The organism is Orlajensenia leifsoniae (genome assembly GCF_004570845.1).
GTDB lineage: Bacteria > Actinomycetota > Actinomycetes > Actinomycetales > Microbacteriaceae > Orlajensenia > Orlajensenia leifsoniae.
The window spans coordinates 612,860-637,266 of the sequence record NZ_SPQZ01000002.1 but is presented as its reverse complement, the minus strand read 5'-3'; the positions used below and the strand labels follow the sequence as shown (position 1 = coordinate 637,266).

Genomic DNA, 24,407 nt, shown 5'->3' with positions numbered 1-24,407 from the left:
ACCTTAAGATGGAACCATGGCTGAACCGAGCATCTTCTCCCGCATCATCGCGCGCGAGATCCCCGCGACGATCGTGCTGGAGACCGACCGCGTGATCGCGTTCAACGACATCGCCCCGCAGGCTCCGGTGCACATCGTGGTCACGCCCAAGACCGAGCAGTACCGCGACGTCGTGGAGCTCGCTGCCGGCGACCCCGAGCTGCTCGCCGAACTCGTGGCGACGGCCCGCCAGCTGGCCGACGAGCATGCCAACGGCGACTTCAGGCTCGTCTTCAACACGGGGGCGGATGCCGGTCAGACGGTGTTCCACGTCCACGCGCACGTGCTGGCCGGCCACGGCGGTCTCGGGGAGGACACTGTTGGCTCCGACTGACGCCGGCGGCGGAACGCCGTTCGGGGAAGCCCACCTGCACGTCGACGGCATCGCCATGGTGCGTCTGCTCGGTCCGCAGGATCGCCTGCTCACCACCATCGAACGGCAGTACCCGGTCGTGAACGTGCACGTGCGCGGAAACGAGATCTCACTGAGCGGACCGGCGGATGACGTCGAGGCAGTCCGCCGACTCATCGAGGAGCTGCAGCAGATGGTGCGGAACGGTCAGAACCTGAGCCCGGTCGAGGTCACCACCTCGGCCCGCATCCTCGACGCCGACGCATCATCCAGCCCGTCGGACCTGCTCGGGCAGGCCATCCTGCAGACCCGGGGTCGCAGCATCCGTCCGAAGACCCTCGGTCAGAAGCAGTACGTCGACGCCATCGACGAGAACACCATCGTGTTCGGCATCGGCCCGGCCGGAACGGGCAAGACCTACCTCGCGATGGCCAAGGCCGTGCAGGCGCTGCAGCGCAAGGAGGTCAACCGCATCATCCTGACGCGTCCCGCAGTGGAGGCCGGAGAGCGCCTCGGCTTCCTGCCCGGCAGTCTGACCGACAAGATCGACCCGTACCTGCGCCCGCTCTACGACGCCCTCAACGAGATGATGGACCCCGAGCTGGTACCCAAGCTGCTGGCAGCGGGCACCGTCGAGGTCGCCCCCCTCGCGTACATGCGCGGTCGCACGCTCAACGACTCCTTCGTCATCCTCGACGAGGCCCAGAACACCACGCCCGAGCAGATGAAGATGTTCCTCACCCGCCTCGGCTTCGGCTCGAAGATGGTCGTCACCGGAGACATCACCCAGGTCGACCTGCCCGCCGGATCGTCGGGCCTGCGCATCGTCACGCGCATCCTCGACGACATCGACGAGATCCACTTCGCGCGCCTCACCAGCGACGATGTCGTGCGCCACACCCTGGTCGGCCGCATCGTCGACGCCTACAGCGAGTTCGACGAGAAGAAGCAGGCTCAACGCTTCGAGCGCGAGCAGGCCGCCGAGTTCGCGAACCGGGCCGAGCGCCGCGGTTCCGCTCCCCGAGACCACAAGCCGCCGCGCGCGAGCCGCTAGAACGAGACGAGTGAGAACACCGTGAGCATCGAGATCAACAACGAGTCGGCGATCCAGGTCGACGAGGTCGCCCTCCAGCGGCTCGCCGTCTACGCGCTCGACGCGCTGCACGTGCACGCCGACGCCGACCTCGCGATCGTGCTGGTCGACGAGGGCGCCATGGAGCAGCTGCACGTGCAGTGGATGGACGAGCCCGGCCCCACCGACGTGCTCAGCTTCCCGATGGACGAGCTGCGGCCGGGCACCGAGGAGAACCCGGCACCGGCCGGCCTGCTCGGCGACATCGTGCTCTGCCCTCAGGTCGCGCAGTCGCAGGCCGAGACGGCCGGACACGGGCTCACCGACGAACTGCAGCTGCTCACCACGCACGGCATCCTGCACCTCCTGGGCTTCGATCACGCGGAGCCCGACGAGGAGAAGGAGATGTTCGGCGTGCAGCGCGACATCCTCGTCGGCTTCGCCCTGCAGGAGCGCCGCGGCTGATCGCATGATCTGGTTCTTCATCATCGCCGCGTTCGCCCTCGTGGCGTTCGGCGGCCTCATGGCTGCCGTCGACGCGGCCCTCTCGGCGCTGTCCCGCGCCGACGTCGCCGAGCTCGCCGAGGGCTCGCGATCCGAGCGGTCGCTGCGCGCCATCGCCGAGGACACCGGCGCCCACGTGAACGCGGTCAACTTCGTGCGCATCGTCTCGGAGACCACGGCCGCGGTGCTCGTGACCCTGGTGTTCGCCTTCACCATCGAGAACGTCTGGCTCGCCCTGCTGCTGTCGGCACTCATCATGACGGCGATCTCGTTCGTGCTCGTCGGATCCAGCCCGCGCAGTGTGGGACGAGCCAACGCGAAGACCGTGCTGCGCCTGTCGGCGCCCGTCGTTCACCTCGTGCGCGTCGTTCTCGGTCCCGTCGCCAGTGCTCTCGTCGCACTCGGAAACCGTGTCACGCCGGGGCGAGCGAGACTCGTCACGTTCTCCTCGGAGCAGCAGCTGCTCAGCATGGTCGACGAGGCCACGGAGCTCGACGTCCTCGAGGAGGACGACCGCGAGCTCATCCACTCGATCTTCGCCTTCGGCGACACCGTGATCCGCGAGGTCATGATCCCGCGCACCGACATGGTCACCATCGACGGCACGGCCGACCTCAGCACGGCGATGGGCCTCTTCCTCAGCACCGGCGTCTCCCGCATCCCGGTGATGGCCGATGACGTCGACGACATCGTCGGCATCCTGTACCTCCGCGACGTGGCGAAGTTGAGCCACGAGCGACCGATCGATGCCGAGGGCATCAGCGTTGCCGAGCTCGCCCGCCCCGCCCTGTTCGTACCCGAGTCCAAGAAGGCCGACGATACGCTGCGCCAGATGCAGACGGAGTCGAACCACCTCGCCATGGTCGTCGACGAGTACGGCGGCATCGCCGGCCTTGTCACGCTGGAAGACCTCATCGAGGAGCTCGTGGGCGACATCTCCGACGAGTACGACCGCGAGGTCGTCGAGATCGAAGACCTGGGCGACGAGCGCTACCGCGTTGCAGCGCGGCTCCCCGTCGACGAGCTCGGCGACATCTTCGGCCTCGAACTCGACGACGACGACGTCGACTCCGTCGGCGGCCTGCTGGCCAAGGCGTTGGGTCGTCTGCCGGTTCCCGGGTCGGTGGCATCCGTCAGCGGACTCGTTCTGACGGCCGACCGCAGCGAGGGCCGACGCAAGCGCATCAGTACAGTAATCGTTGAGCGCGATCAGGCACTCATCGAAGTCCAGGCGTCGTTCGCTCCGGATGCCGCAGAGCAAGGAGTACGCCATGACCGAGAATGACTACCGCGCGGGATTCGTCTCGTTCGTCGGCCGCCCCAACGTGGGCAAGTCGACGCTGACGAACGCGCTGGTCGGCCAGAAGGTCGCCATCACCAGCTCGAAGCCGCAGACGACACGTCGCGCCATCCGGGGCATCGTGCACCGCCCGAACGGCCAGTTGATCCTCGTCGACACCCCCGGCATCCACCGTCCGCGCACCCTCCTCGGTGAGCGCCTCAACAGCCTGGTGACCTCGACCCTCGGCGACGTCGACGTGATCGGCATGTGCTTCCCGGCCGACGAGCCCATCGGCCCCGGCGACAAGTTCATCAACGAGCAGCTCGACAGCTTCCCGCGCGCCAAGAAGGTCGCCATCGTGACCAAGGTCGACGTGGCCTCGAAGCAGAAGGTGGCGGCGCAGCTCCTCAAGGTCAGCGAGCTGCGCGAGTGGGACTCCGTCATCCCGCTCTCCGCCGTGAGCGGCGAGCAGCTCGACATCCTCACCGCCGAGCTCCTGAAACTGCTGCCTCTCTCGGAGCAGCCGCTCTACCCGGAGGAGGCCGTCACCGACGAAGGCCTCGAGGACCGCGTGGCCGAGTACATCCGTGAGGCCGCCCTCGAAGGCGTCAGCGACGAGCTGCCGCACTCCATCGCCGTCACCATCGACGACATCGTGCAGCGGGAGGACAAGGACCTCGTCGAGATCTACGCGAACCTCTTCGTCGAGCGCGACAGCCAGAAGGGCATCATCATCGGCAAGGGAGGGTCGAGGCTCGCGGATGTCGGGACTCGAGCCCGCGCCCAGATCGAGCCTCTCGTCGGTTCCAAGGTGTTCCTGTCGCTGCGCGTGAAGGTGGCCAAGGAATGGCAGCGCGACCCGAAGCAGCTCGGCAAGCTCGGCTTCTGATGACGAGCCCCGACCCGGCGCCGGTCCTCCCGGGCCGAACCCCCGGGGACGGGCTGATCCGCCGGCTGCCCGCTCGCAGCCTCGCCTTCGACCTGAGCGCGGCGGTGATCCTGTTCCTGGTGTCGCTCGGCGTGACCGCGGCCCAGGGCGCTGCATCCGTCGTCGCGCTGGTCGTGCTCTGCAGTGCCCTCGCGATCCGTCGCGTCTCGCCGGCTCTGGCCCTCACCGTCGCGTGGCTCGGTGCCGTGCTGCAGCTGGTGACACTGAGCGACCCGGGCGCCGGCGACATCGCGATCTGCGGAGTGCTCTATGCGACCGCCGCCTACGGCAGCCGGCTCGTGCGTTGGCTCGGGCTCGGCTCTGCGGTCCTGGGAACGATCATCGCCACGACCTACCTCGTCGTGGTGCAGCCGGCCCTGCGGGGTCAGGACACCGCGACGATCGTGCAGCCGACCGACGGCTCGAGGATCTGGATCATCACCCTCTTCTTCGGCATCGGCATCCTCGCCCTGCTCGGCCTGTCGTGGACCCTCGGACTGCTGGCGCGCACCGTCGCCCTCTCGAGGACGGCGCGGGTGGAGGCGCGCATCGCCGACGAGCGCGCCCAGTACGAGGTCGCCGTCGAGCAGGAGCGCACCAGAATCGCCCGCGACATGCACGACGTCGTGGCGCACTCGCTCGCCGTTGTGATCGCCCAGGCCGACGGTGCCCGCTATGCGGCATCCGTCGATCCGTCGTCGAGCGATGTGCAGGGAGACGCCCTCGTCACCATCGCGCAGACCGCCCGCACGGCCCTCGGCAACGTGCGACTGCTGCTGGCGGAGCTGCGGCACGATGCCTCGGATTCACCGCAGCCCCGGCTCGAAGACATCGACGTGCTCGTCGAGCAACTGCGTGCCACGGGAATGAACGTCGAGGTGACACGTCAGGGCGAGCCTCAGCGGCTCGGGGCCGGGCAGGAGATCGCGGCGTACCGCATCGTGCAGGAAGCCCTCACGAACGCCCTGCGTCATGGCGAGCCTGAGGCCCCCGTGCTGCTCGAGCTGGGCTGGCGTGACGACGCCCTCGCCATCCATGTCGAGAACGCGGTGCGACCGGATGCCGCCACCCTGCCCGTCACAGCATTCGGTCACGGCCTGCCCGGGATGCGCGAGCGAGCGACGCTTGCCGGCGGCACGCTGCTCGCCCGCCGCAGTGAGGCCGACCCCACACGGTTCGTCGTCGAGGCGACGATCCCGGTGTCGACCGGGGGAGTCTCGTGAGCCGCATCCGCGTCGCCCTCGTGGATGATCAGGCCCTGTTCCGGGCCGGCATCCGCATGCTCGTATCCTCGCAGGCCGACCTCGAGTTCGTCGGCGAGGCGGCGAACGGGCGGGAGGCCGTGCAGCTCGCCGCCGATGAGCACCCCGACGTCATGCTCATGGACATCCGCATGCCCGAGCTCGACGGCATCCAGGCGACCGCGGAGATCGTTCAGGACGCCGCGGATGCCGCCGGCCCCGGACCGCGCATCATCGTGCTCACCACCTTCGACCTCGACGAGAGCGCTGCCCGGGCCATCCGGGCCGGCGCCAGCGGCTTCGTCCTGAAGGACGCCGATCCCGAGTTCCTCCTCGCGGCCATCCGCACTGTGCACGCGGGCAATGCCGTGATCGCGGCCTCCGCCACCAGGCGGTTGTTCGAGGAGTTCCGGGCGACTCCGGATGCCGTTCCCCAGCCGACGGCGTTCGCCGAGCTCACACCGCGTGAGCGGGAGATCTTCGTCCTCGCGGCCAGGGGGCTGAGCAACGCCGAGATCGCTGCGGCGGAGTTCCTCAGCGAGGCCACGGTGAAGACGCACGTCTCGCGCATCCTCACGAAGCTCTCGCTCCGCGACAGGGTGCAGCTCGTCGTCTACGCCTACGAGAACGGCCTCGTCGACTGAGGGCACTCCCGGCCCGAACATCATCCTTCCGATGTACATCGGATGCTCCCTCAGCCTGATTCGCCATCCTCGCCGCATCCGTAGCGTCGTAGACATGCAGATCCAGACCTCAGACCTCGGGCTCGTCGCCCGCGTCGCCCGCCTCAGCAAGTCCTTCGGCTCGGGAGCCGGAACAGTCACAGCACTCGACGACGTGTCCATCGGCATCCGTCGCGGAGAGTTCACCGCCATCATGGGACCGAGCGGGTCGGGCAAGTCGACCCTCATGCACCTCATGGCCGGCCTCGACTCGCCGACCTCCGGCGAGGTGTGGCTCGGCGACACCGAGATCTCGCAGCTCGGCGACAGCCAGCTCACCCTGCTGCGCCGCCGTCGGGTGGGCTTCGTCTTCCAGTCGTTCAACCTCGTGCCGACCCTCGATGTGAGGGCCAACGTGATGCTGCCGTTCGAACTCGACGGACGTCGCCCCACGGCCGAGGAGAAGGAGTGGATCGAAAGGCTCTACGAGTCGCTCGGCCTGCAGTCGCGTCTCACCCACCGTCCGCACGAGCTGTCGGGTGGCCAGCAGCAGCGCGTGGCCATCGCCCGTGCCCTCGCCACCCGGCCCGACCTGGTCTTCGCCGACGAGCCGACGGGCAGCCTCGACTCCCGCACCGGCCGCGAGGTCCTCACCCTCCTCGCCACCGCCGCGCGCGAGTACGGCCAGAGCATCGCGATGGTGACCCACGACCCTCTCGCCGCCAGTCACGCCGACCGCATCCTGTTCCTCGCGGACGGCCGCGTGGTCGATGACCGCCCCGGGGCCTCGGCAGAGGAGATCTCCCGCATCATGCTCGGAATGGAGGCAGCGGCATGAGTGCCAACGCCGCCCGCCTGACCGGCCGCCCGCGCGACCACGTGTCGAGCATCGTCGTCGCGTCGCTCAGCGCCACCTTCGGCGTCGTGCTGCTCGAGGCGACCGGGCTCATCAGCACCGTCGTCGACTCCTCGGGCATGACCGAGGGATCGGCGACGGTCCGCGCCATCCTCACCGTCGTCACGTCGGTCTTCACCCTGATCGCGGTCTACGTCGGTGCCATCGTCACCGCGAACACCTTCTCGACGATCATCGCCGGCCGCGTGCGCGAGATCGCGCTGCTCCGCCTCATCGGCGCGCAGGCGAAGACCGTGCGCCGCAGCGTCGCCACCGAGGGCCTCATCGTCGGCCTGCTCGGCTCGGCGCTCGGCCTCGTCCTCGGCATCCTGATCGCGGTACTCACCGTCGTGATCGGCATGGCCCAGGGCTGGCTGCCCGAGTTGGAGTACTTCTTCCTCGACCCCGTGATCCTGCTGCCCGTAGGCGTCGTCGCCGTGACCACGTGGGCGGCAGCCTGGGTGGGGTCGCGCAAGGTGACCACCGTGACCCCGCTCGCAGCCACCGGCGCCTCCGTGGAGGCCACCCGCGAGGAGGCCGTGAAGCGCACGGGCCGCAACGTCGCCGCGATCGTCCTGTTCGTGATCGGCCTCGGCCTGGTCGCGCTGGGCGTGATCGTCGGCCTCGTCTCCGTCTTCGGCCTCTTCATCGCGTTCTTCGGGGGCGTGTTCTCCTTCACCGGCATCATCGTCGGCGCGCACATCATCATGCCGCCCGTCCTGACCCTGGTCGGGCGCATGCTGGGGTCTCGTCCTCCGGCCAGGCTCGCGGCCGAGAACGCGGTGCGCTTTCCCGACCGCTCCTCGCGCGCCACCATCGGTCTCGTGATCGGCGTGACCCTGGTCACGATGTTCGCCGTGGCCATGCAGAGCTATCGGGACATGATCGTCACGCAGTTCGCCGACGACCCGATGGCCCTGGCCGCGATCGACCAGACCCTCACCGTCACGACAGCGATCTTCACCGGCCTGGTCGGCTTCTCGGCCGTCATCGCCGCCATCGGCATGATCAACAACCTGTCGCTCAGCGTGCTCCAGCGCACCCGCGAACTCGGCCTCCTGCGTGCCCTCGGCTTCACCGGTCGTCAGGTGCGCTCGATGATCGTCGCCGAGAGCGCCCAGATGACCGTCGCCGCCATCGGCCTCGGCGTGGTGCTCGGCGTCTTCTACGGCTGGGCTGCCGCACAGTCGATGCTCGGCTCGATCGTCCACGGCATCGCCGCCCCGTCGCTCCCGTGGGCGATCATCGGCATCACCGTGCTCGCGGGCATCGTGCTCACGCTGGCGGCATCCGTCGCCCCGGCCCGTCGGGCCACCACGGTCTCGCCCGTCGTCGCCCTCGCGGTCGACTGAGGCGAATGAGCTCGACCGTTGGGGGGCCACCGGTCGGGACGGGCAGGGGCGGCGTTGAAGCCGCCCCTGCCTCATGTCGGTCGGGGCAGCAGTCCGAGCCGCCACGGAGGTCACGGCCGCATTGCGATCGGGATGAAGCATCCGTCACACAGACGCCTCGGATGCTAACCTGAAGATGTGTTCCACGGCTTCCTTCTTCTTAGCTGCCGCGACGAGTCCTAACTCAGGCCTCCCTCGTCGCGGAGTTCGTCGTCGGCTGACACCCATCGCGAAGAGATCGAGAAGACCATGAAGAACACCCAGACCGCATCCGGCATGCCGGTCCACCGGTACACCGCCTATCACGAGCAGTTCCGCGTCGAGCTGCCCGATCGCACCTGGCCGAGCAAGCGCGTCGAGAAGGCCCCGCGCTGGTGCGCCGTCGATCTCCGCGACGGAAACCAGGCCCTCATCGATCCGATGAGCCCCGAGCGCAAGCGCGTCATGTTCGACCTGCTGGTGGGTATGGGCTACAAGGAGATCGAGGTCGGCTTCCCGAGCGCCAGCCAGACCGACTTCGACTTCGTGCGCAGCCTCATCGAGGAGAACGCGATCCCGGATGACGTCACGATCCAGGTGCTGACGCAGGCGCGCGAGCACCTCATCCGTCGCACCTACGAGTCGATCGCCGGCGCCAAGCAGGCCATCGTGCACCTCTACAACTCGACCAGCATCCTGCAGCGCGACGTCGTGTTCCGCACCGACAAGCAGGGCATCATCGACATCGCCCTCAACGGCGCGCGCCTCTGCAGGCAGATGGAGTCGCTGGTTCCCGGCACGACCGTCTACTACGAGTACTCGCCCGAGAGCTACACGGGCACCGAGCTCGAGTTCGCACTCGACATCTGCAACCAGGTGCTCGACGTCTTCGAGCCGACCCCCGAGCGCAAGGTCATCATCAACCTGCCCTCGACGGTCGAGATGGCCAGCCCCAACATCTACGCCGACTCCATCGAGTGGATGAGCCGCCGCCTCAACCACCGCGAGAACGTGCTGCTCTCGCTGCACCCGCACAACGACCGCGGAACCGCCATCGCCGCCGCCGAGCTCGGCTACCTGGCCGGGGCCGACCGCATCGAGGGCTGCCTCTTCGGCAACGGAGAGCGCACGGGCAACGTCGACCTCGTCGCGCTGGGCATCAACCTGTTCACGCAGGGGATCGACCCGCAGATCGACTTCTCCGACCTCGACGAGGTGAAGCGCACCGCCGAGTACTGCAACCAGCTGCCCGTGCACGAGCGCAGCCCGTGGGCCGGGGACCTCGTCTACACGGCGTTCAGCGGATCGCACCAGGACGCCATCAAGAAGGGCTTCGAGGCCATGGAGACGGATGCCGCCGAGCGCGGCGTCACGGTCGACCAGCTGAAGTGGGCCGTTCCCTACCTGCCCGTCGACCCGAAGGACCTGGGTCGCACCTACGAGGCCGTCATCCGCGTGAACTCGCAGTCGGGCAAGGGAGGCGTCGCCTACCTGCTGAAGACCGACCACGCGCTCGACCTGCCGCGTCGCCTGCAGATCGAGTTCAGCGGTGTCGTGCAGACCAAGACCGATGCCGAGGGCGGCGAGGTGTCGAGCGACGACATCTGGCGTGCCTTCCGCGACGAGTACCTGCCGGCGCCGGCCGATCACCCCGAGGAGAAGTGGGGCCGCTTCGAGCTGCTGTCGGTGCGCTCCGCGAGCGAGCTCGACGGCTCCGTCGCACTCACCGTGGGCCTGCGCGATGGCGATGAGCGCGTCACCATCGAGGGCAACGGCAACGGCCCCGTCGACGCCTTCCTCGACGTGCTGCGCCGCAACGGCGCCGACGTCCGGGTTCTCGACTACTCGGAGCACGCTCTCAGCTCGGGCGGCAACGCCCACGCCGCTGCGTATGTCGAGTGCGTCGTCGAGGGAGTCACGCTCTGGGGTGTCGGTATCGACGGTGACATCTCGACCGCCAGCCTCAAGGCCGTCATCTCGGCCGTGAACCGGGCCATCCGAGTGCGCCAGGGCGATCTGGTCGGTTCCACCGCGGTCTGAGGTCAGCACTGCTGCCCGTCCCGATCACACCTGAGTCTCCCGCTCGCTGAGGCCCGCGCGCAGCGCGCGGTCGAAGCGCTCCACGCAGCGCTTCGACCGCGGACTTCGTCCGGGCCTCAGCGAGCGGGCGGTTCCAGCATCACGCCGTCTACGCCCGCCGCCACCGCATCCAGCTGCCGATGGCGCGCTGCTCCGGCAGGCTCCAGCCGAATCTCACCGCCAGCAGTCGGATGAGCGTCGTCACCGCCACGCAGGCGAGCCCGGCGATGGTGATGTCGATTCCGGCCGCGGCGAGCGCGACCAACAGGATCGTGCCGGCCCCGGCGGCCACGGCGTAGAGCGACCCGACGTGCATGAGCGCGATCGGGAGGTTCAGCATCATGTCGCGCAGGATCGAGCCGCCCACGGCCGCGACGACGCCGACGAAGACCGCGGGCACGACGGGAACCCCGACCGAGAGCGCCTTCGTCGTGCCGATCGCACCGAACAGGCCGATAGTGACGGCGTCCAACGCGATGATCAGGGGGTTGAGGCGTGCGAATGCGCGCTGGAGCAGCATGCCGATGATGGCGGCGACCGTCGCGACGATGAGATACCAGTTGGTCTGGATCAGGGCGAGGGGAACATTCAGCAGCAGGTCGCGCAACAGACCACCGCCGAGGCCGACGACCACGCCGATGATCGTGACGCCGAGCAGGTCGATGCGGTGCTCCTTCAGACGGCCCGAGAACATCGCGCCCTGGATGGCTCCGATTGCGACGGCAGTCAGGTCGAGCCAGAGGGGGATGGTGAAGAGGGCCGTATGCACTCGTCATGTATATCAACTGAGTCGGCCCGCCCGGCGCGATGTCATGCCGGGGCAGTGGGATGATCGAGGGGTGCCTGTCTACCGTGATGAAGCCGTCGTGCTGCGCACCCACAAGCTGGGTGAAGCCGACCGCATCGTCACCATGCTCACGCGTCAGCACGGCAAGGTGCGCGCTGTCGCCAAGGGCGTCCGACGCACGGCTTCGAAGTTCGGTGCCAGGCTCGAGCCGTTCATGGTCGCCGACGTGCAGCTCTGGGAGGGGCGCACCCTCGATGTGATCACCCAGGCCGAGTCGCTCGGCTCCTACGGCACCCTCATCACCGACGACTACGGCAGCTACACGGCGGCATCGGTCATGGTGGAGACGGCCGATCGGGTCACGGAGTCCGAGGGTTCGCTGCAGCAGTACCTGCTGCTGGTCGGCGCCCTGCGCTCCCTCTCCCGCCGGGAGCACGCGCCGACGCTCACCCTCGACTCCTACCTGTTGCGCGCCCTGTCTGTCGCCGGCTGGGCGCCCACCTTCACCGACTGCGCCCGGTGCGCCACCGTCGGTCCGCACCACTCGATCGTCGTGCAGCTGGGCGGGGTGGTCTGCGACACGTGCGCGCCTCCCGGAGCTCCCAAGGTGGATGCCGTCACGATCGGCCTGCTCGGCGCCCTCGTCGAGGGCGACTGGCCCACGGCGGAAGCGGCATCCGAGTCGACCAGGTCCAAAGCCAGCGGCATCGTGGCCGCCTACGCCCAGTGGCACCTCGAGCGTGGTCTGCGCTCTCTGCCGCACGTCTCCCGGGAGAGTTCGTGAGCCCCAAGCCGTACACGCACAAGGATGCCGTTCCCTACGTTCCCGTCGACTGGACCGGCCTCTACCCGCCCGAGCTGCCGAAGAAGGCTGTTCCCGAGCACGTCGCCATCGTCATGGACGGCAACGGACGCTGGGCCAACCAGCGCGGCCTCACCCGCATCGAGGGCCATAAGGCCGGAGAGGTGGCGTTGCTCGACGTCGTCGCCGGCGCCCTGCAGATCGGGGTGAAGCACCTCAGCGTGTACGCGTTCTCCACCGAGAACTGGAAGCGTTCGCCCGAGGAGGTGCGCTTCCTCATGGGCTACAACCGCGACGTGCTCCACCGGCGCCGCGACCAGCTCAACGAGTGGGGTGTGCGCATCCGGTGGGCCGGTCGCAAGCCGCGCCTGTGGAAGAGCGTCATCGAGGAGTTGCAGTTCGCCGAGCAGATGACGGCGGGCAACGACGCGCTCACGCTGACCATGTGCGTCAACTACGGCGGACGCAATGAGATCACGGATGCCGTGCGCTCGATCGCCGACGACGTGGCCGCCGGTCGCATCCGCCCGTCCGCGGTGTCGGAGAAACTCATCGCCAAGCGGCTCTACACCCCGGAGATGCCCGACGTCGACCTGTTCGTGCGCAGCTCGGGGGAGCAGCGCACGTCGAACTTCCTGCTGTGGCAGTCGGCCTACGCGGAGATGGTCTTCCTCGACACCCTCTGGCCCGACTTCGGCCGCACCGAGCTCTGGAAGGCCATCGAGCTCTACGCCTCGCGCAACCGGCGGTTCGGCGGAGCCGTCGATGCGCCGACCACTGCCTCGTCTGCTCGCTGAGGCGGGGAGCACCGCGGCGGGAATACGAACGTCTGAGCCCCGGTTGCCACCAGCGTGAGTGAACCCATCAAGATCGACATCTGGTCCGACATCGCCTGCCCCTGGTGCTACATCGGCAAGCGCAACCTCGAAGGCGGCATTGCGGCTCTCGGAGCCGACGGCCCCGACGTCGAGGTGGAGTACCACTCCTTCGAACTCTCGCCCGACACCCCGGCCGACTTCGTGGGCTCGACGACCGAGTACCTCGCCAATGCCAAGGGCATGCCCGTGGAGCAGGTCGAGGCCATGCTCGAGCACGTGACCGGCATCGCCGCGAAGGCCGGGCTCGACTACCACTTCGACGAGGTCAAGCACACGAAGACCCTCAAGGCGCACGAGCTGCTGCACTTCGCGAAGGCCGACGGCAAGCAGCTCGAACTGACCGAGCGCCTGCTGAAGGCGTACTTCGAGGAGGGCGGCTACGTGAACCGCACCGATGACCTCGTCGGATACGCCGTCGAGGTCGGCCTCGACGCCGATGCCGCCCGGGCCGCCCTCGAGAACGACAGCTTCGCCGCCGATGTGCAGGCCGACATCGACCAGGCTCGCGCCTACGGCATCAATGGCGTTCCGTTCTTCGTGATCGACGGCAAGTACGGGGTCTCGGGCGCACAGCCCTCGGAGGTCTTCACCCAGGCGATCCAGCAGGTCGCCGGCGAGCGGGAGCAGGTCGGCGCATGAGCGACGACACGGCCACCGCAGCTCCGACGATCGCGGCCCCGGTGATGAAGCCGCTGCTCCTGACTCTGGCGACGGATGCCGCGGCTCCGGTCTGCGAAGGCGACAGCTGCTCCTTCTGAGCGTCTTCCGCTACTCGCCCAGCGGAGTTCCTACTCCGGATCGGTGATGTCGGCGACCTGCGCGCCGTACGCCGCGATCAGCGCATCGGCGTCGACGAAGGCACTGTGCCCGTGCGCTCCGGCGCCCATCGCGACGCGCGCGCCGACGATCGAGACGTCGGCGACCACCGGCCACTCGTGGCGCGAGCCCAGCGGCGTGATCGTGCCGCGCTCGTAGCCCGTCGCCGCCAGTGCGCGGTCGGCATCCGGCATCTGCAGCTTGTTCACCCCGAGAAGTGCCCGCAGCTTCGGCCACGAGATCTTCCGGCCGCCGGGAACCAGTGCGAACAGGTAGGTGTCGTCGCTGCGCTTGACCACCAGCGTCTTCACGATGTCGAGCGGCCTGATGCCCATGAGCGCCGCGGCCTCGGCGAGACTCGACGCAGCGGGGCGCTCGATGATCTCGACGGTGAGCCCTCGAGCAGCGGCATCCGCCGACACCCGCGCCGTTCCCTCGAGGCCGTCGAATCGGATCTCATCACTCATCAGTACCCCGCAGTTCGAGAAGCAGTCGTCATCTGGGAGAATAGAGCCACATGTCTTCCGCAACCACTCTCACGCAGGCGCCCTTGTCGATCGGGCCGCTCGAACTCGACGTCCCCGTCGTGCTCGCACCGATGGCGGGCATCACCAACACGGCGTTCCGCCGCCTCTGCCGCGAGTTCGGCGCAGGCCTCTACGTCAGCGAGATGATCACGAGCCGCGCGCTCGTCGAACGCACGCCCGAGTCGATGCGCCTCATCACGCACCACGAGAGCGAGACCACCCGCTCCATCCAGCTCTACGGCGTCGACCCCAAGACCGTCTCCGAGGCCGTCACCATGCTCGTCGCCGAAGATCGCGCCGACCACATCGACCTGAACTTCGGCTGCCCGGTGCCGAAGGTGACGCGCAAGGGCGGGGGAGCGGCGCTGCCCTGGAAGCTCGGGTTGTTCCGCCAGATCGTCGAGGGCGCTGTGAAGGCGGCCGGCGATGTTCCGCTCACCATCAAGATGCGCAAGGGCATCGACTCCGACCACCTCACCTACCTCGAGGCCGCCCGTGCCGCCGAGGGAGCCGGTGTCGCCTCCATCGCCCTGCACGCCCGCACCGCCGCCGAGTTCTACTCGGGCCACGCCGACTGGTCGGCCATCGAGAAGCTCAAGAACACGATCACCGGCACCCCGGTGCTCGGCAACGGCGACATCTGGTCTGCCGACGACGCCCTCCGGATGGTGCGCGAGACCGGCTGCGACGGCGTCGTCGTGGGCCGCGGATGCCTCGGCCGGCCGTGGCTGTTCGGCGACCTCGCCGCAGCCTTCCGCGGCGAGTCCGTATCGTTCCAGCCCACGCTCGGCCAGGTCGCCGAGACCTTCCGCCGGCACGCCGAGCTGCTCGTGGACTTCTTCGACGACGAGGATCGCGGCTGCCGCGACATCCGCAAGCACGTGGCGTGGTACTTCAAGGGCTACCCCGTCGGTGGCGAGCTTCGTGCGCGCATGGCCACGGTGGAGTCCCTGCAGATGCTCGACGATCTGCTCGGCACGCTCGACTGGGACCAGCCGTACCCGGGTGAGGGCGCCGAGGGACCTCGCGGTCGTGCGGGCACCCCGAAGAGCCCCTCCCTGCCGCAGGGCTGGCTCGACTCGCAGGAACTCGCCGGCGCCGAGCGCACCACGCTCAACGACGCCGAACTGGACACGAGTGGCGGCTGAGCCGGGCACCGGCGACTACGGCGTGCGAGACGCCGAGCGCTGGCTGCCCGAAGACCACTCGACGCGTCGCAGCGACTTCGCCCGCGACCGCGCCCGGCTCCTGCACTCGAGTGCTCTGCGCCGCCTCGCCGCCAAGACCCAGGTCCTGAGCCCGACTGCCGGCCTCGACTTCGCCCGCAACAGGCTCACGCATTCGCTCGAGGTCGCCCAGGTCGGCCGCGAGCTCGCCACCAGCCTGTCGCTCGACCCCGACGTCGTCGACACCGCCTGCCTCGCGCACGATCTCGGCCACCCGCCCTTCGGGCACAACGGCGAGCGCGCGCTCAACTCCTGGGCTCGCGACATCGGGGGTTTCGAGGGCAATGCGCAGACCCTGCGCCTGCTCAGCCGGCTCGAGCCCAAGGTGTTCGGCGACGACGGCCGCAGCTACGGCCTCAACCTCACGCGCGCCAGCCTCGACGCGAGCTGCAAGTACCCGTGGCCGGAGGAGACCAGCGTCACCGACCCCAGCGGCCGCCACAAGTTCGGCTTCTACAGCGACGACATCGACGTGTTCACCTGGCTGCGGGCCGATGCCCCCGACCGGCGCCTCTGCATCGAAGCGCAGATCATGGACCTCTCCGACGACATCGCGTACTCGGTGCACGACTTCGAGGACGCCGTGGTGAACGGCTTCATCGACATCCCGGCTCTCGCCAGTCGCTCGGAGCACGACGCGCTCGTCGACTCGATGTACGAGTGGATCGGCGGCGAATACAGCCACGACGAGCTCATGGGCGCCTTCGACCGCCTCGAGGAACTCCCGCTCTGGATCGACACCTGGGACGGCACCCGCCGCGACCAGGCGCGTCTCAAGAACCTCACCAGCGAGCTCATCGGCCGCTTCGCCCACGCCGCGACCGAGGCGACCCGACAGGCGGCCCCGCAGGCCGTGCTGGCGCGCTTCGGCGCCGATGTCGTCGTACCGCGTTCGGTCAAGACCGAGATCGCCGTGCTCAAGGGCATCGTCGCCGCGTTCGTGATGTCCAAGAACACCCGCCAACCCATCTACAAGCAGCAGCGCCAAGTGCTCAAGTCTCTCGCCGAGGTGCTGTGGAGCGGCGGCGACGAGCACCTCGATGTCGGCTTCGCGGGCGACTGGCGGGCGGCATCCGACGATGCTGCACGCAAGCGCGTCGTCGTCGACCAGGTCGCCAGCCTCACCGACCAGTCGGCCCTCGCCTGGTACGAGCGGCTCGTCCAGAACTGAGCATCGCGGGCTGCGCTGTCGTGCGGCCGCTGCCGGCAATGCGCATCCCGAACCTCGAGCTGGGGGACGGATGCCGCGTCGCTCGCCCGTAGGATTGGGGGATGGCCGGCCGCATCCGTCAAGGAGACATCGATGAGGTCAAGTCCCGTACCAACATCGCCGACATCGTGGGCGACTACGTCTCGCTGAAGTCGGCCGGCGTCGGCTCGATGAAGGGCCTCTGCCCCTTCCATGACGAGCGCAGCCCCAGTTTCCACGTGCGTCCGCAGGTCGGTTTCTACCACTGCTTCGGATGCGGCGAATCCGGCGACGTCATCTCGTTCCTGCAGCGCATGGACCACGTCACCTTCGCCGACGCCATCGAGCGCCTCGCGGCCCGCATCGGTTTCGAGCTGCACTACGAAGACGGCGGCGCGACTCCCGATCAGGGCAACCGCGCCCGCCTGCTCGCCGCGAACTCCGCAGCGGCCGAGTTCTTCGTCGACCAGCTGCGCACGGGCGGGGCGGAACCCGGTCGGCGCTTCCTGGGCGAGCGCGGCTTCGACGCCAACGCCGCCGCGCACTTCGGCGTCGGCTTCGCCCCCAAGAGCTGGGACGAGCTGACCAAGCACCTGCGCAGTCGCGGCTTCAAGGACGACGAGCTCGCTGCAGCGGGGCTCGTCTCCAGCGGCGATCGGGGCATCTACGATCGCTTCCGCGGCCGGCTGGTCTGGCCCATTCGCGACATCACCGGCCAGACCGTGGGCTTCGGCGCCCGCAAGCTGCTCGACGACGACCCCGGTCCCAAGTACCTCAACACCCCCGAGACCCCCGTCTATCACAAGGCCCAGGTGCTCTACGGGCTCGACCTCGCCAAGCGCGACATCTCCCGCGCCCGCCAGATCGTCGTGGTCGAGGGCTACACCGACGTCATGGCCTGCCACCTCGCCGGAGTCACGACGGCGGTCGCCACCTGCGGCACGGCCTTCGGAGTCGACCACATCAAGGTCGTCCGGCGCGTACTCGGCGATGACTCCGTCGGGGGAGAGGTCATCTTCACCTTCGATCCGGATGCCGCGGGCCAGAAGGCCGCCATGCGCGCGTTCTCCGAGGAGCAGCGTTTCGCGGCGCAGACCTACGTGGCCGTCGCGCCCGACGGCCTCGACCCGTGCGACCTGCGCATCCACCGCGGCGACGACGCCGTGCGCCGTCTCGTCGACGAGAAGCGTCCGATGTTCGAGTTCGTCATCAAGAACCAGCTCGCCCAGTACGACCTCGAGACCGTCGAGGGGCGCGCCGCCGGCCTGCGAGCGGCTGCTCCGGTCGTCGCCGACATCCGCGATGCGGCCCTGCGCCCCGGGTACACCCGCGAGCTCGCCCGCATGCTCGGCGCTGAGCTCGGCGACGTGCAGCGCGCCGTCTCCGGCGCGTCCTCCGGACCGGCCGCCCGTGGGCGCCGCGAGATCCGTGAACCCGCCGCCGCGCCGCTCCGCGAGGGCGAGACGGCTCCCGTCGTCGAGCAGCGTCCGTACTCGATCACCGAGTTGCCCGGCGACCCCGCCACCCGCCTCGAGCGCGACGCCATCATGGCCATGCTGCAGCACCCGTCCCTCGTCGGAGTCGACCTCATCCGGCGGGCGACGCAGACCGGATTCTCGAACGCGTCGCTCGGCGTCGTGCGCGACGGAATCGCCTCCACCGTCGACACCATCGCGCAGCCCGACTGGCTCGGTCGCGTCGTCACCGAGGTTCCCGAGCCGTTGCGCGACTTCGTGCAGCAGCTGGCCGTCGCCCCCATCCCCGAGCGCAGCGAGCGCGAACTCGCCGGCTATGCGCGCGGAGTGGCGCTGTCGCTCATCGACCGCGACCTGCTGCGCCGCAAGAGCGAGCTCCTCGGGCGCCTCCAGCGAACCGATGCGACCGACCGCGAGACCTACACGGCACTCCAGCGCGGCCTGGTGCAACTCGAGGCGGAACGACGGGCTCTGCGCGAGGAATGACCTCGACGCGCACCATCCGTCGGCCCGGCCATCATCGACGCAACATGATTGCAGCTCTGTAACCTTTGGGCGCAGAAGGTGCCCTGAAACACATTCGTGAAACACGCGTGTGTTAGTTCTAGGTGTACGCGTGATTCATCCGGGGTACATCTCTGCGTGCATCGCGCATCACACATCGACAGGAAGAGGTAGACGGATATGACATCCGCATCCAAGACCGGCAAGCGCGCCATCATCGTCGCCGCGGGCTTCACCGCTGCTGCGCTCGCGCTCTCCGGCTGTGCCGCAGGCGGCGGGTCCGACAAGGACTCCGGCTCCAGTGGAACGCTCACCATCGGCACGACCGACAAGATCACGGTCCTCGACCCGGCGGGCTCGTACGACAACGGCTCCTTCGCCGTGATGAACCAGGTGTTCCCCTTCCTGATGAACACGCCGTACGGCAGCCCCGATGTCGAGCCCGACATCGCCGAGTCCGCCGAGTTCACGGCTCCGACCGAGTACACGGTCAAGCTCAAGCCCGGCCTCACCTTCGCCAACGGCAACGAGCTCACGGCATCCGACGTGAAGTTCACGTTCGACCGCCAGCTCAAGATCGCCGACGAGAACGGCCCGTCGTCGCTGCTCTACAACCTCGAGTCCACCGATGCCGTCGACGACACCACCGTCGTCTTCCACCTCAAGTCGGCCAACGACCAGGTCTTCCCGCAGATCCTCTCGAGCCCCGCCGGCCCGATCGTCGACGAGGACGTCTTCTCCGCCGACGCACTCACCTCCGACGACGACATCGTCAAGGGCAAGGCATTCGCCGGTCAGTACTCGATCTCGAGCTACGACTTCAACAACCTCATCCAGTACAAGGCGAACCCCGACTACGACGGTGTTCTCGAGCCTGCCAAGACCGGCACCGTGAACGTCAAGTACTACGCCGACGCCTCAAACCTGAAGCTCGCCGTGCAGGAGGGCGAGATCGACGTCGCGTTCCGTAGCCTCTCCGCCACCGACATCGACAGCCTCCGCGGCAACGACAAGGTGAAGGTCGTCGACGGTCCCGGTGGAGAGATCCGCTACATCGTCTTCAACTTCGACACCCAGGCCTTCGGCGCCAAGACCCCCGAGGCCGACCCGGCCAAGGCTCTCGCCGTGCGTCAGGCCGTCGCCGACCTCGTCGACCGCGACGAGATCGCCGACCAGGTCTACAAGGGCACCTACACCCCGCTGTACTCCTACGTCCCGGCCGGTCTGACCGGTGCCACCGAGTCCCTCAAGGGCCTCTACGGCGACGGACAGGGTGCACCGGATGCCGACAAGGCGAAGGCGACCCTCACGGCGGCCGGCATCACCGAGCCCGTCGTGCTCAACCTGCAGTACTCGAACGACCACTACGGTCCTTCGTCGGGTGACGAGTACGCACTGGTCAAGGACCAGCTCGAGTCGAGCGGCCTCTTCACGGTGAACCTGCAGACCACCGAGTGGGTGCAGTACTCCAAGGACCGCACCACCGACGTGTACCCGGAGTACCAGCTCGGCTGGTTCCCCGACTACTCGGACGCCGACAACTACCTGACGCCGTTCTTCCTCACGGAGAACTTCCTCGGCAACCACTACGACGACAAGGAGGTCAACGACCTGATCCTCAAGCAGGCCACGACCACCGACCCCGCCGAGCGCACCAAGGTCATCGAGGAGATCCAGGACAAGGTCGCGGCCCAGCTGTCGACCATCCCGCTGCTCCAGGGTGCTCAGGTCGCCGTCACCGGAACCGACGTCACCGGAACCGAGGACACGCTCGACGCGTCGTTCAAGTTCCGCTACGGCGCTCTCGCCAAGGGCTGAGAGCTCCACGGCTAGAGTTTCTCCAGCGTGAAAAACCGGGGGCGGCCCGCGCAAGCGGGTCGTCCCCACACTTCTGCACCAAAACGTGAGGTACGCATGACCACAGAGGCACTGACGCCCGAGGCGACGAAGACGCCGACTGCTCGCAAACGCTCGTCAGGAGGAAGCCTCGGCAGTTACCTGCTGGTGCGATTCCTGCTGATCATCCCGACCATCTTCATCCTGGTCACCCTGGTCTTCGTGCTCATGCGCACGACGGGTGACCCCATCACCGCCGCCCAAGGTGGCCGCCTCGGGCCCGAGCAGCTGGCCGAGCGCATTCACGCCGCCGGCTACGACCGTCCGCTGTTCGTGCAGTACCTCGAGTACCTCGGCCAGGTCTTCACGGGCAACTTCGGCACGACGATCTCGACGAACCGGCCCGTGACCGAGGTGCTCTTCACCTATGGTCCCGCCACCTTCGAGCTGGCCTTCTACAGCCTGCTCGTGGCCTTCGTCATCGGCATCCCGCTCGGCATGGTCGCGGCGTACTTCCGTGACAAGTATCCGGATGCCATCTTCCGCATCATGGCGATCCTGTTCTACGCGACCCCGGTGTTCTTCTCGGGCCTGCTCCTCAAGCTCGTGTTCTCGGTCTGGCTCGGCTGGCTGCCCATCGCCGGGCGCGCCTCGACCTCTGCAGAGCTCGAGATGGAGTTCCTCTCGAACAAGACCGGCTTCTACACGATCGACGCGATCCAGACCGGCAACCCTGAGGTACTCCTCGACGTCCTCGCCCATGCCGTGCTGCCCGCCATCGCACTCGGCCTGCTCACCGCCGGCGTCTTCCTCCGACTGGTGCGCACCAACGTCATCGGCACCCTCTCGACCGACTACGTCGACGCCGCACGCTCCCGCGGAGTCAGCGAGTTCCGGCTCGTGCGCACGCACGCCTACCGTCCTGCGCTCATCCCGATCATCACCGTGATCGGCCTGCAGATCGCGCTGCTGCTCGGCGGAGCTGTGCTCACCGAGACGACCTTCGAGTGGAAGGGCCTCGGCTTCATGCTGATCGAGTTCATCAAGGCCCGCGACTACGTGGCGGTGCAGGGCATCGTCGTGCTTCTTGCGGTGATCGTGGCGTTGACGAACTTCATCGTCGACGTCATAGCCGCCGTCGTCGACCCGCGAGTGAGGTACTGACCATGACGACCATCACCCCGTCCGCGGCTCCCGCGGCGACCCCGCCCAAGCGCAGCCTCTGGCAGCGCGTTCCCGTCGTGCACCAGCTGCGGCAGAGCGTCGGCCTGCAGCGCGGCATGCTCGTGACCGGCCTCGTGCTCATGGCGATCTTCGTCCTCACGGCGATCTTCGCGCCGCTGCTCGCGCCGTACAAGTACAACCAGCTCCGCGCCGACGGCGTCGCGTTCGGCGCCCAGCAGCCCCCGTCGGCCGAGCACCTGCTCGGCACCACCGTCGGCGGCTACGACGTGTTCTCCCGGGTGATCTGGGGAGCGCAGACGGCGATCCTCGTCATCGTGCTCGCCGTCGTGTTCTCCATCTTCATCGGCGTGTTCCTCGGCCTGGTCTCCGGCTACTTCGGCGGATGGCCCGACAGGCTCCTCGTCGTGGTGTGCGACGCGATCTACGCGTTCCCCTCGCTGCTCCTCGCCATCGTGCTCTCGATCGTGATCTCCGGGGGCAGGTCGAGCCTGTGGGGCGGCATCCTGGCGGCTGCCCTCTCGATCACCGTGGTCTACATTCCGCAGTACTTCCGGGTGATCCGCGCCGAGACCGTGCGGATCAAGGCCGAGGCCTACGTCGAGTCCGCCCGCGTGCTCGGCGCCAGCAACACGCGCGTGATGTTCCGGCACGTGCTGCGCAACGCCACCCGCTCGCTGCCCCTGCTCATCACGCTCAACTCCTCCGAGGCCGTGCTCACCCTGGCCGGTCTCGGCTTCATCGGCTTCGGAATCGAGCCGACGGCCGCCGCCGAGTGGGGCTACGACCTCAACAAGGCCATCTCCGACGTGACCAGCGGCATCTGGTGGACCGCCCTCTTCCCGGGCCTCGCCATCGTGCTCACCGTCCTCGGCATCACCCTGGTGGGCGAGAGCCTGAACGACCTGGCCGACCCGCGCCTGCGCGGTCGCCGCGCTGTGGCGAAGGCATCCGGAACCGTCTCCGAGACCTCCGTGGTCCCCGGCGGCACCCTGTCGGCCGGTCCCGGCGGACTCGCCGGCCTGGAAGACGGGGAATCATTCGACGAGCACGGAATCGAGGTCCGACCATGACGAACGTCGTCTCCATCGAGAAGCTGGGCATCTCCTTCGCGACCGACGCCGGTGCGGTGAAGGCCGTCTCCGACGTCAGCCTGTCCGTCGGTCCGGGCGAGGTGCTCGCCATCGTCGGCGAGAGCGGCTCGGGCAAGACCGTCACCGCGAAGACCATCCTGGGGCTGCTGCCCGAGACCGCCACCGTGAGTGGTGCGGTCATCCTGAGCAGTAAGGACGGTTCGTCGTCGACGGATGTCGTCACCCTGTCGAAGAAGGAGCTGCGCCGCGTGCGCGGCACCGACGTGGCGATGGTGTTCCAGGAGCCCTCGACGGCGCTCAACCCGGTGTTCACCGTCGGCTGGCAGATCATCGAGGGGCTCCGCGCCCACGGAAAGGTGTCGAAGAAGGCCGGGCGCGAGCAGGCCATCGACATCCTGCGCAGGGTCGGCATCCCCGAGCCCGAGAAGCGCGTCGACTACTACCCGCACCAGTTCTCCGGCGGACAGAAGCAGCGCGTCGTCATCGCCATGGCGCTCGTGCTCGACGCGGGCCTCATCGTCGCCGACGAACCGACCACGGCACTCGACGTCACGGTGCAGGCCGAGATCCTCGACCTCCTGCGTCGCTGCCGCGACGAGTTCGGTGCGGCCATCGTGCTCATCACCCACAACATGGGCGTGGTGGCCGACCTGGCCGACCGCGTCGCCGTCATGTACCAGGGCGAGGTCGTGGAGGAGGCGGACGTCGCGACGCTCTTCTCCGCGCCGAAGGATCCGTACACGCAGCGCCTGCTCGCCTCGGTTCCCCACGTCGGACAGGGCACTCTCACCGCCGCCGACCGCGCGAGCGCACGCACCACGGACTGGTCGAGCAACGCCCCCGTCGTCGTGGCGCAGGACCTGCGCATCGAGTACCCCGGACGCTTCGGCCGCGCCGGCTTCGTCGCCGTCGACGGTGTGAGCTTCGACATCCGCGCCGGAGAGGTGCTCGGCCTGGTCGGCGAGAGCGGATCGGGCAAGACGACGATCGGCCGTGCCATCGGCGGGCTGACCCGGGTGACCGGCGGCTCCCTCTCGGTGCTCGACCACGAGATGAACGGCGTGCGCGAGCGCGACTTCAAGAAGACCCGCAGCAACATCGGCTTCGTGTTCCAGGACCCGGCGTCGAGCTTCAACCCGCTGCTCACCATCGCCGAATGCGTCGCCGAGCCGCTGGTCATCCACGGCCTGTCGTCCAGCCCGGGTGCGGCGCGCGGTCGGGTCGACGACCTGCTCGAGGCCGTGCAGCTTCCGCGCAGCTACGGAGACCGCTACCCGCACGAGCTCTCGGGCGGCCAGCGTCAGCGCGCCAGCCTCGCCCGTGCTCTCGCCCTCGAGCCGAAGCTGCTCATCGCCGACGAGCCGACCAGCGCGCTCGACGTGTCGGTGCAGGCGCGCGTGCTCGAGCTCTTCGCCGAGTTGCAGCGCGAGTTCGGCTTCGCGGCGCTGTTCATCAGCCACGACCTGGCCGTCGTCGACCTCCTCGCCGACCGCATCGCGGTGCTCTACAAGGGCAAGCTCGTCGAGGAGGGCACCGGAGCCGAGGTGCTCGGAGCTCCGCAGCATCCGTACACCCAGCGCCTCCTCGCCTCCCTCCCCGTGCCCGATCCGGCTGAGCAAGCGCTCAGAAGGGATGCGCTGCACGCCCTGCGGGAGGCAGAGTAGAAG

23 protein-coding genes are annotated in these 24,407 nt (G+C 68.4%); 21 read left to right on the top strand and 2 right to left on the bottom strand.

Going from position 1 to position 24,407, the window contains the following annotated elements; translation table 11 throughout:
* Window positions 1-16 precede the first annotated feature (16 nt).
* The 10 genes from E4M00_RS07070 (at window position 17) to leuA (ending at window position 10,385) form a co-directional block, all read left to right on the top strand.
* Window positions 17-373 (top strand): histidine triad nucleotide-binding protein, encoded by a 357-nt coding sequence (locus E4M00_RS07070; RefSeq protein ID WP_135119719.1) that lies wholly within the window; start codon window positions 17-19, stop codon window positions 371-373.
* A 55-nt stretch (window positions 374-428) separates the two neighbouring features.
* A complete protein-coding gene (locus E4M00_RS07065) occupies window positions 429-1,445 on the top strand; it encodes a PhoH family protein (protein ID WP_167756849.1) in 1,017 nt (338 codons plus the stop codon).
* A 21-nt stretch (window positions 1,446-1,466) separates the two neighbouring features.
* Window positions 1,467-1,928 (top strand): rRNA maturation RNase YbeY, encoded by a 462-nt coding sequence (gene ybeY / locus E4M00_RS07060; RefSeq protein WP_056162498.1) that lies wholly within the window; start codon window positions 1,467-1,469, stop codon window positions 1,926-1,928.
* 4 nt (window positions 1,929-1,932) lie between these two features.
* The gene (locus E4M00_RS07055) at window positions 1,933-3,252 is read left to right on the top strand and encodes a hemolysin family protein (protein ID WP_135119715.1); all 1,320 of its coding nucleotides are present in this window, start codon (window positions 1,933-1,935) and stop codon (window positions 3,250-3,252) included.
* The gene (gene era, locus E4M00_RS07050; protein WP_135119713.1) at window positions 3,239-4,138 is read left to right on the top strand and encodes a GTPase Era; all 900 of its coding nucleotides are present in this window, start codon (window positions 3,239-3,241) and stop codon (window positions 4,136-4,138) included. The genes E4M00_RS07055 and era overlap by 14 nt, the downstream gene beginning before the upstream one ends.
* The gene (locus tag E4M00_RS07045; protein WP_135119712.1) at window positions 4,138-5,400 is read left to right on the top strand and encodes a sensor histidine kinase; all 1,263 of its coding nucleotides are present in this window, start codon (window positions 4,138-4,140) and stop codon (window positions 5,398-5,400) included. Before era ends, E4M00_RS07045 begins: the two co-directional genes overlap by 1 nt.
* Window positions 5,397-6,062 carry a response regulator gene (locus tag E4M00_RS07040; protein WP_135119711.1) on the top strand — a complete coding sequence of 222 codons (666 nt, stop codon included), beginning with the start codon at window positions 5,397-5,399 and terminating at the stop codon, window positions 6,060-6,062. The genes E4M00_RS07045 and E4M00_RS07040 overlap by 4 nt, the downstream gene beginning before the upstream one ends.
* A 94-nt stretch (window positions 6,063-6,156) precedes the next feature.
* A complete protein-coding gene (locus E4M00_RS07035; RefSeq protein WP_135119709.1) occupies window positions 6,157-6,918 on the top strand; it encodes an ABC transporter ATP-binding protein in 762 nt (253 codons plus the stop codon).
* A complete protein-coding gene (locus E4M00_RS07030; RefSeq protein WP_135119707.1) occupies window positions 6,915-8,327 on the top strand; it encodes an FtsX-like permease family protein in 1,413 nt (470 codons plus the stop codon). Before E4M00_RS07035 ends, E4M00_RS07030 begins: the two co-directional genes overlap by 4 nt.
* Window positions 8,328-8,615: 288 nt before the next feature.
* Complete coding sequence (leuA, locus tag E4M00_RS07025; protein ID WP_135119706.1) at window positions 8,616-10,385, top strand: 2-isopropylmalate synthase; 1,770 nt, start codon at window positions 8,616-8,618, stop codon at window positions 10,383-10,385.
* 148 nt (window positions 10,386-10,533) lie between these two features.
* Here the strand turns inward: leuA and E4M00_RS07020 are convergent, their stop codons facing one another.
* Complete coding sequence (locus E4M00_RS07020) at window positions 10,534-11,193, bottom strand: trimeric intracellular cation channel family protein (RefSeq protein ID WP_135119704.1); 660 nt, start codon at window positions 11,191-11,193, stop codon at window positions 10,534-10,536.
* A gap of 70 nt (window positions 11,194-11,263) precedes the next feature.
* On the opposite strand from E4M00_RS07020, the gene recO reads away from it, so the two are divergent.
* Genes recO through E4M00_RS18170 form a run of 4 tightly spaced genes read left to right on the top strand, consistent with a single transcriptional unit; the run spans window position 11,264 to window position 13,649 of the window.
* Window positions 11,264-11,995, top strand: coding sequence for a DNA repair protein RecO (recO, locus tag E4M00_RS07015; protein WP_135119702.1), 732 nt, complete (start codon window positions 11,264-11,266; stop codon window positions 11,993-11,995).
* The gene (locus E4M00_RS07010; protein WP_056162519.1) at window positions 11,992-12,810 is read left to right on the top strand and encodes an isoprenyl transferase; all 819 of its coding nucleotides are present in this window, start codon (window positions 11,992-11,994) and stop codon (window positions 12,808-12,810) included. Before recO ends, E4M00_RS07010 begins: the two co-directional genes overlap by 4 nt.
* Before the next feature lie 54 nt (window positions 12,811-12,864).
* On the top strand, window positions 12,865-13,530 hold the full coding sequence (locus tag E4M00_RS07005; protein WP_135119701.1) for a DsbA family oxidoreductase: 666 nt from the start codon (window positions 12,865-12,867) through the stop codon (window positions 13,528-13,530).
* Complete coding sequence (locus E4M00_RS18170; protein WP_275668167.1) at window positions 13,527-13,649, top strand: hypothetical protein; 123 nt, start codon at window positions 13,527-13,529, stop codon at window positions 13,647-13,649. Before E4M00_RS07005 ends, E4M00_RS18170 begins: the two co-directional genes overlap by 4 nt.
* Window positions 13,650-13,679: 30 nt before the next feature.
* On the opposite strand, the gene E4M00_RS07000 is transcribed toward E4M00_RS18170, so the two are convergent.
* Entirely contained in the window at window positions 13,680-14,174 is a 495-nt protein-coding gene (locus E4M00_RS07000; protein WP_135119699.1) for an aminoacyl-tRNA deacylase, read from the bottom strand.
* Window positions 14,175-14,224: 50 nt separating this feature from the next.
* Between E4M00_RS07000 and dusB the strand changes: the two genes are divergently transcribed.
* The 7 genes from dusB to E4M00_RS06965 all read left to right on the top strand — a co-directional run bounded on the left by dusB (window position 14,225) and on the right by E4M00_RS06965 (window position 24,404).
* A complete protein-coding gene (dusB, locus tag E4M00_RS06995; RefSeq protein WP_135119698.1) occupies window positions 14,225-15,382 on the top strand; it encodes a tRNA dihydrouridine synthase DusB in 1,158 nt (385 codons plus the stop codon).
* Window positions 15,372-16,631 (top strand): deoxyguanosinetriphosphate triphosphohydrolase, encoded by a 1,260-nt coding sequence (locus tag E4M00_RS06990; protein WP_135119697.1) that lies wholly within the window; start codon window positions 15,372-15,374, stop codon window positions 16,629-16,631. The genes dusB and E4M00_RS06990 overlap by 11 nt, the downstream gene beginning before the upstream one ends.
* A gap of 101 nt (window positions 16,632-16,732) precedes the next feature.
* Complete coding sequence (gene dnaG / locus E4M00_RS06985; RefSeq protein ID WP_135119696.1) at window positions 16,733-18,610, top strand: DNA primase; 1,878 nt, start codon at window positions 16,733-16,735, stop codon at window positions 18,608-18,610.
* Between the two features lie 198 nt (window positions 18,611-18,808).
* Entirely contained in the window at window positions 18,809-20,446 is a 1,638-nt protein-coding gene (locus E4M00_RS06980) for an ABC transporter substrate-binding protein (protein WP_135119695.1), read from the top strand.
* 96 nt (window positions 20,447-20,542) lie between these two features.
* Window positions 20,543-21,628 carry an ABC transporter permease gene (locus E4M00_RS06975; RefSeq protein WP_135119694.1) on the top strand — a complete coding sequence of 362 codons (1,086 nt, stop codon included), beginning with the start codon at window positions 20,543-20,545 and terminating at the stop codon, window positions 21,626-21,628.
* 2 nt (window positions 21,629-21,630) lie between these two features.
* Window positions 21,631-22,719: an ABC transporter permease gene (locus E4M00_RS06970; RefSeq protein WP_056162544.1), complete on the top strand. Its 1,089-nt coding sequence runs from the start codon at window positions 21,631-21,633 to the stop codon at window positions 22,717-22,719.
* The gene (locus E4M00_RS06965) at window positions 22,716-24,404 is read left to right on the top strand and encodes an ABC transporter ATP-binding protein (protein WP_135119693.1); all 1,689 of its coding nucleotides are present in this window, start codon (window positions 22,716-22,718) and stop codon (window positions 24,402-24,404) included. Before E4M00_RS06970 ends, E4M00_RS06965 begins: the two co-directional genes overlap by 4 nt.
* Window positions 24,405-24,407: the final 3 nt, after the last annotated feature.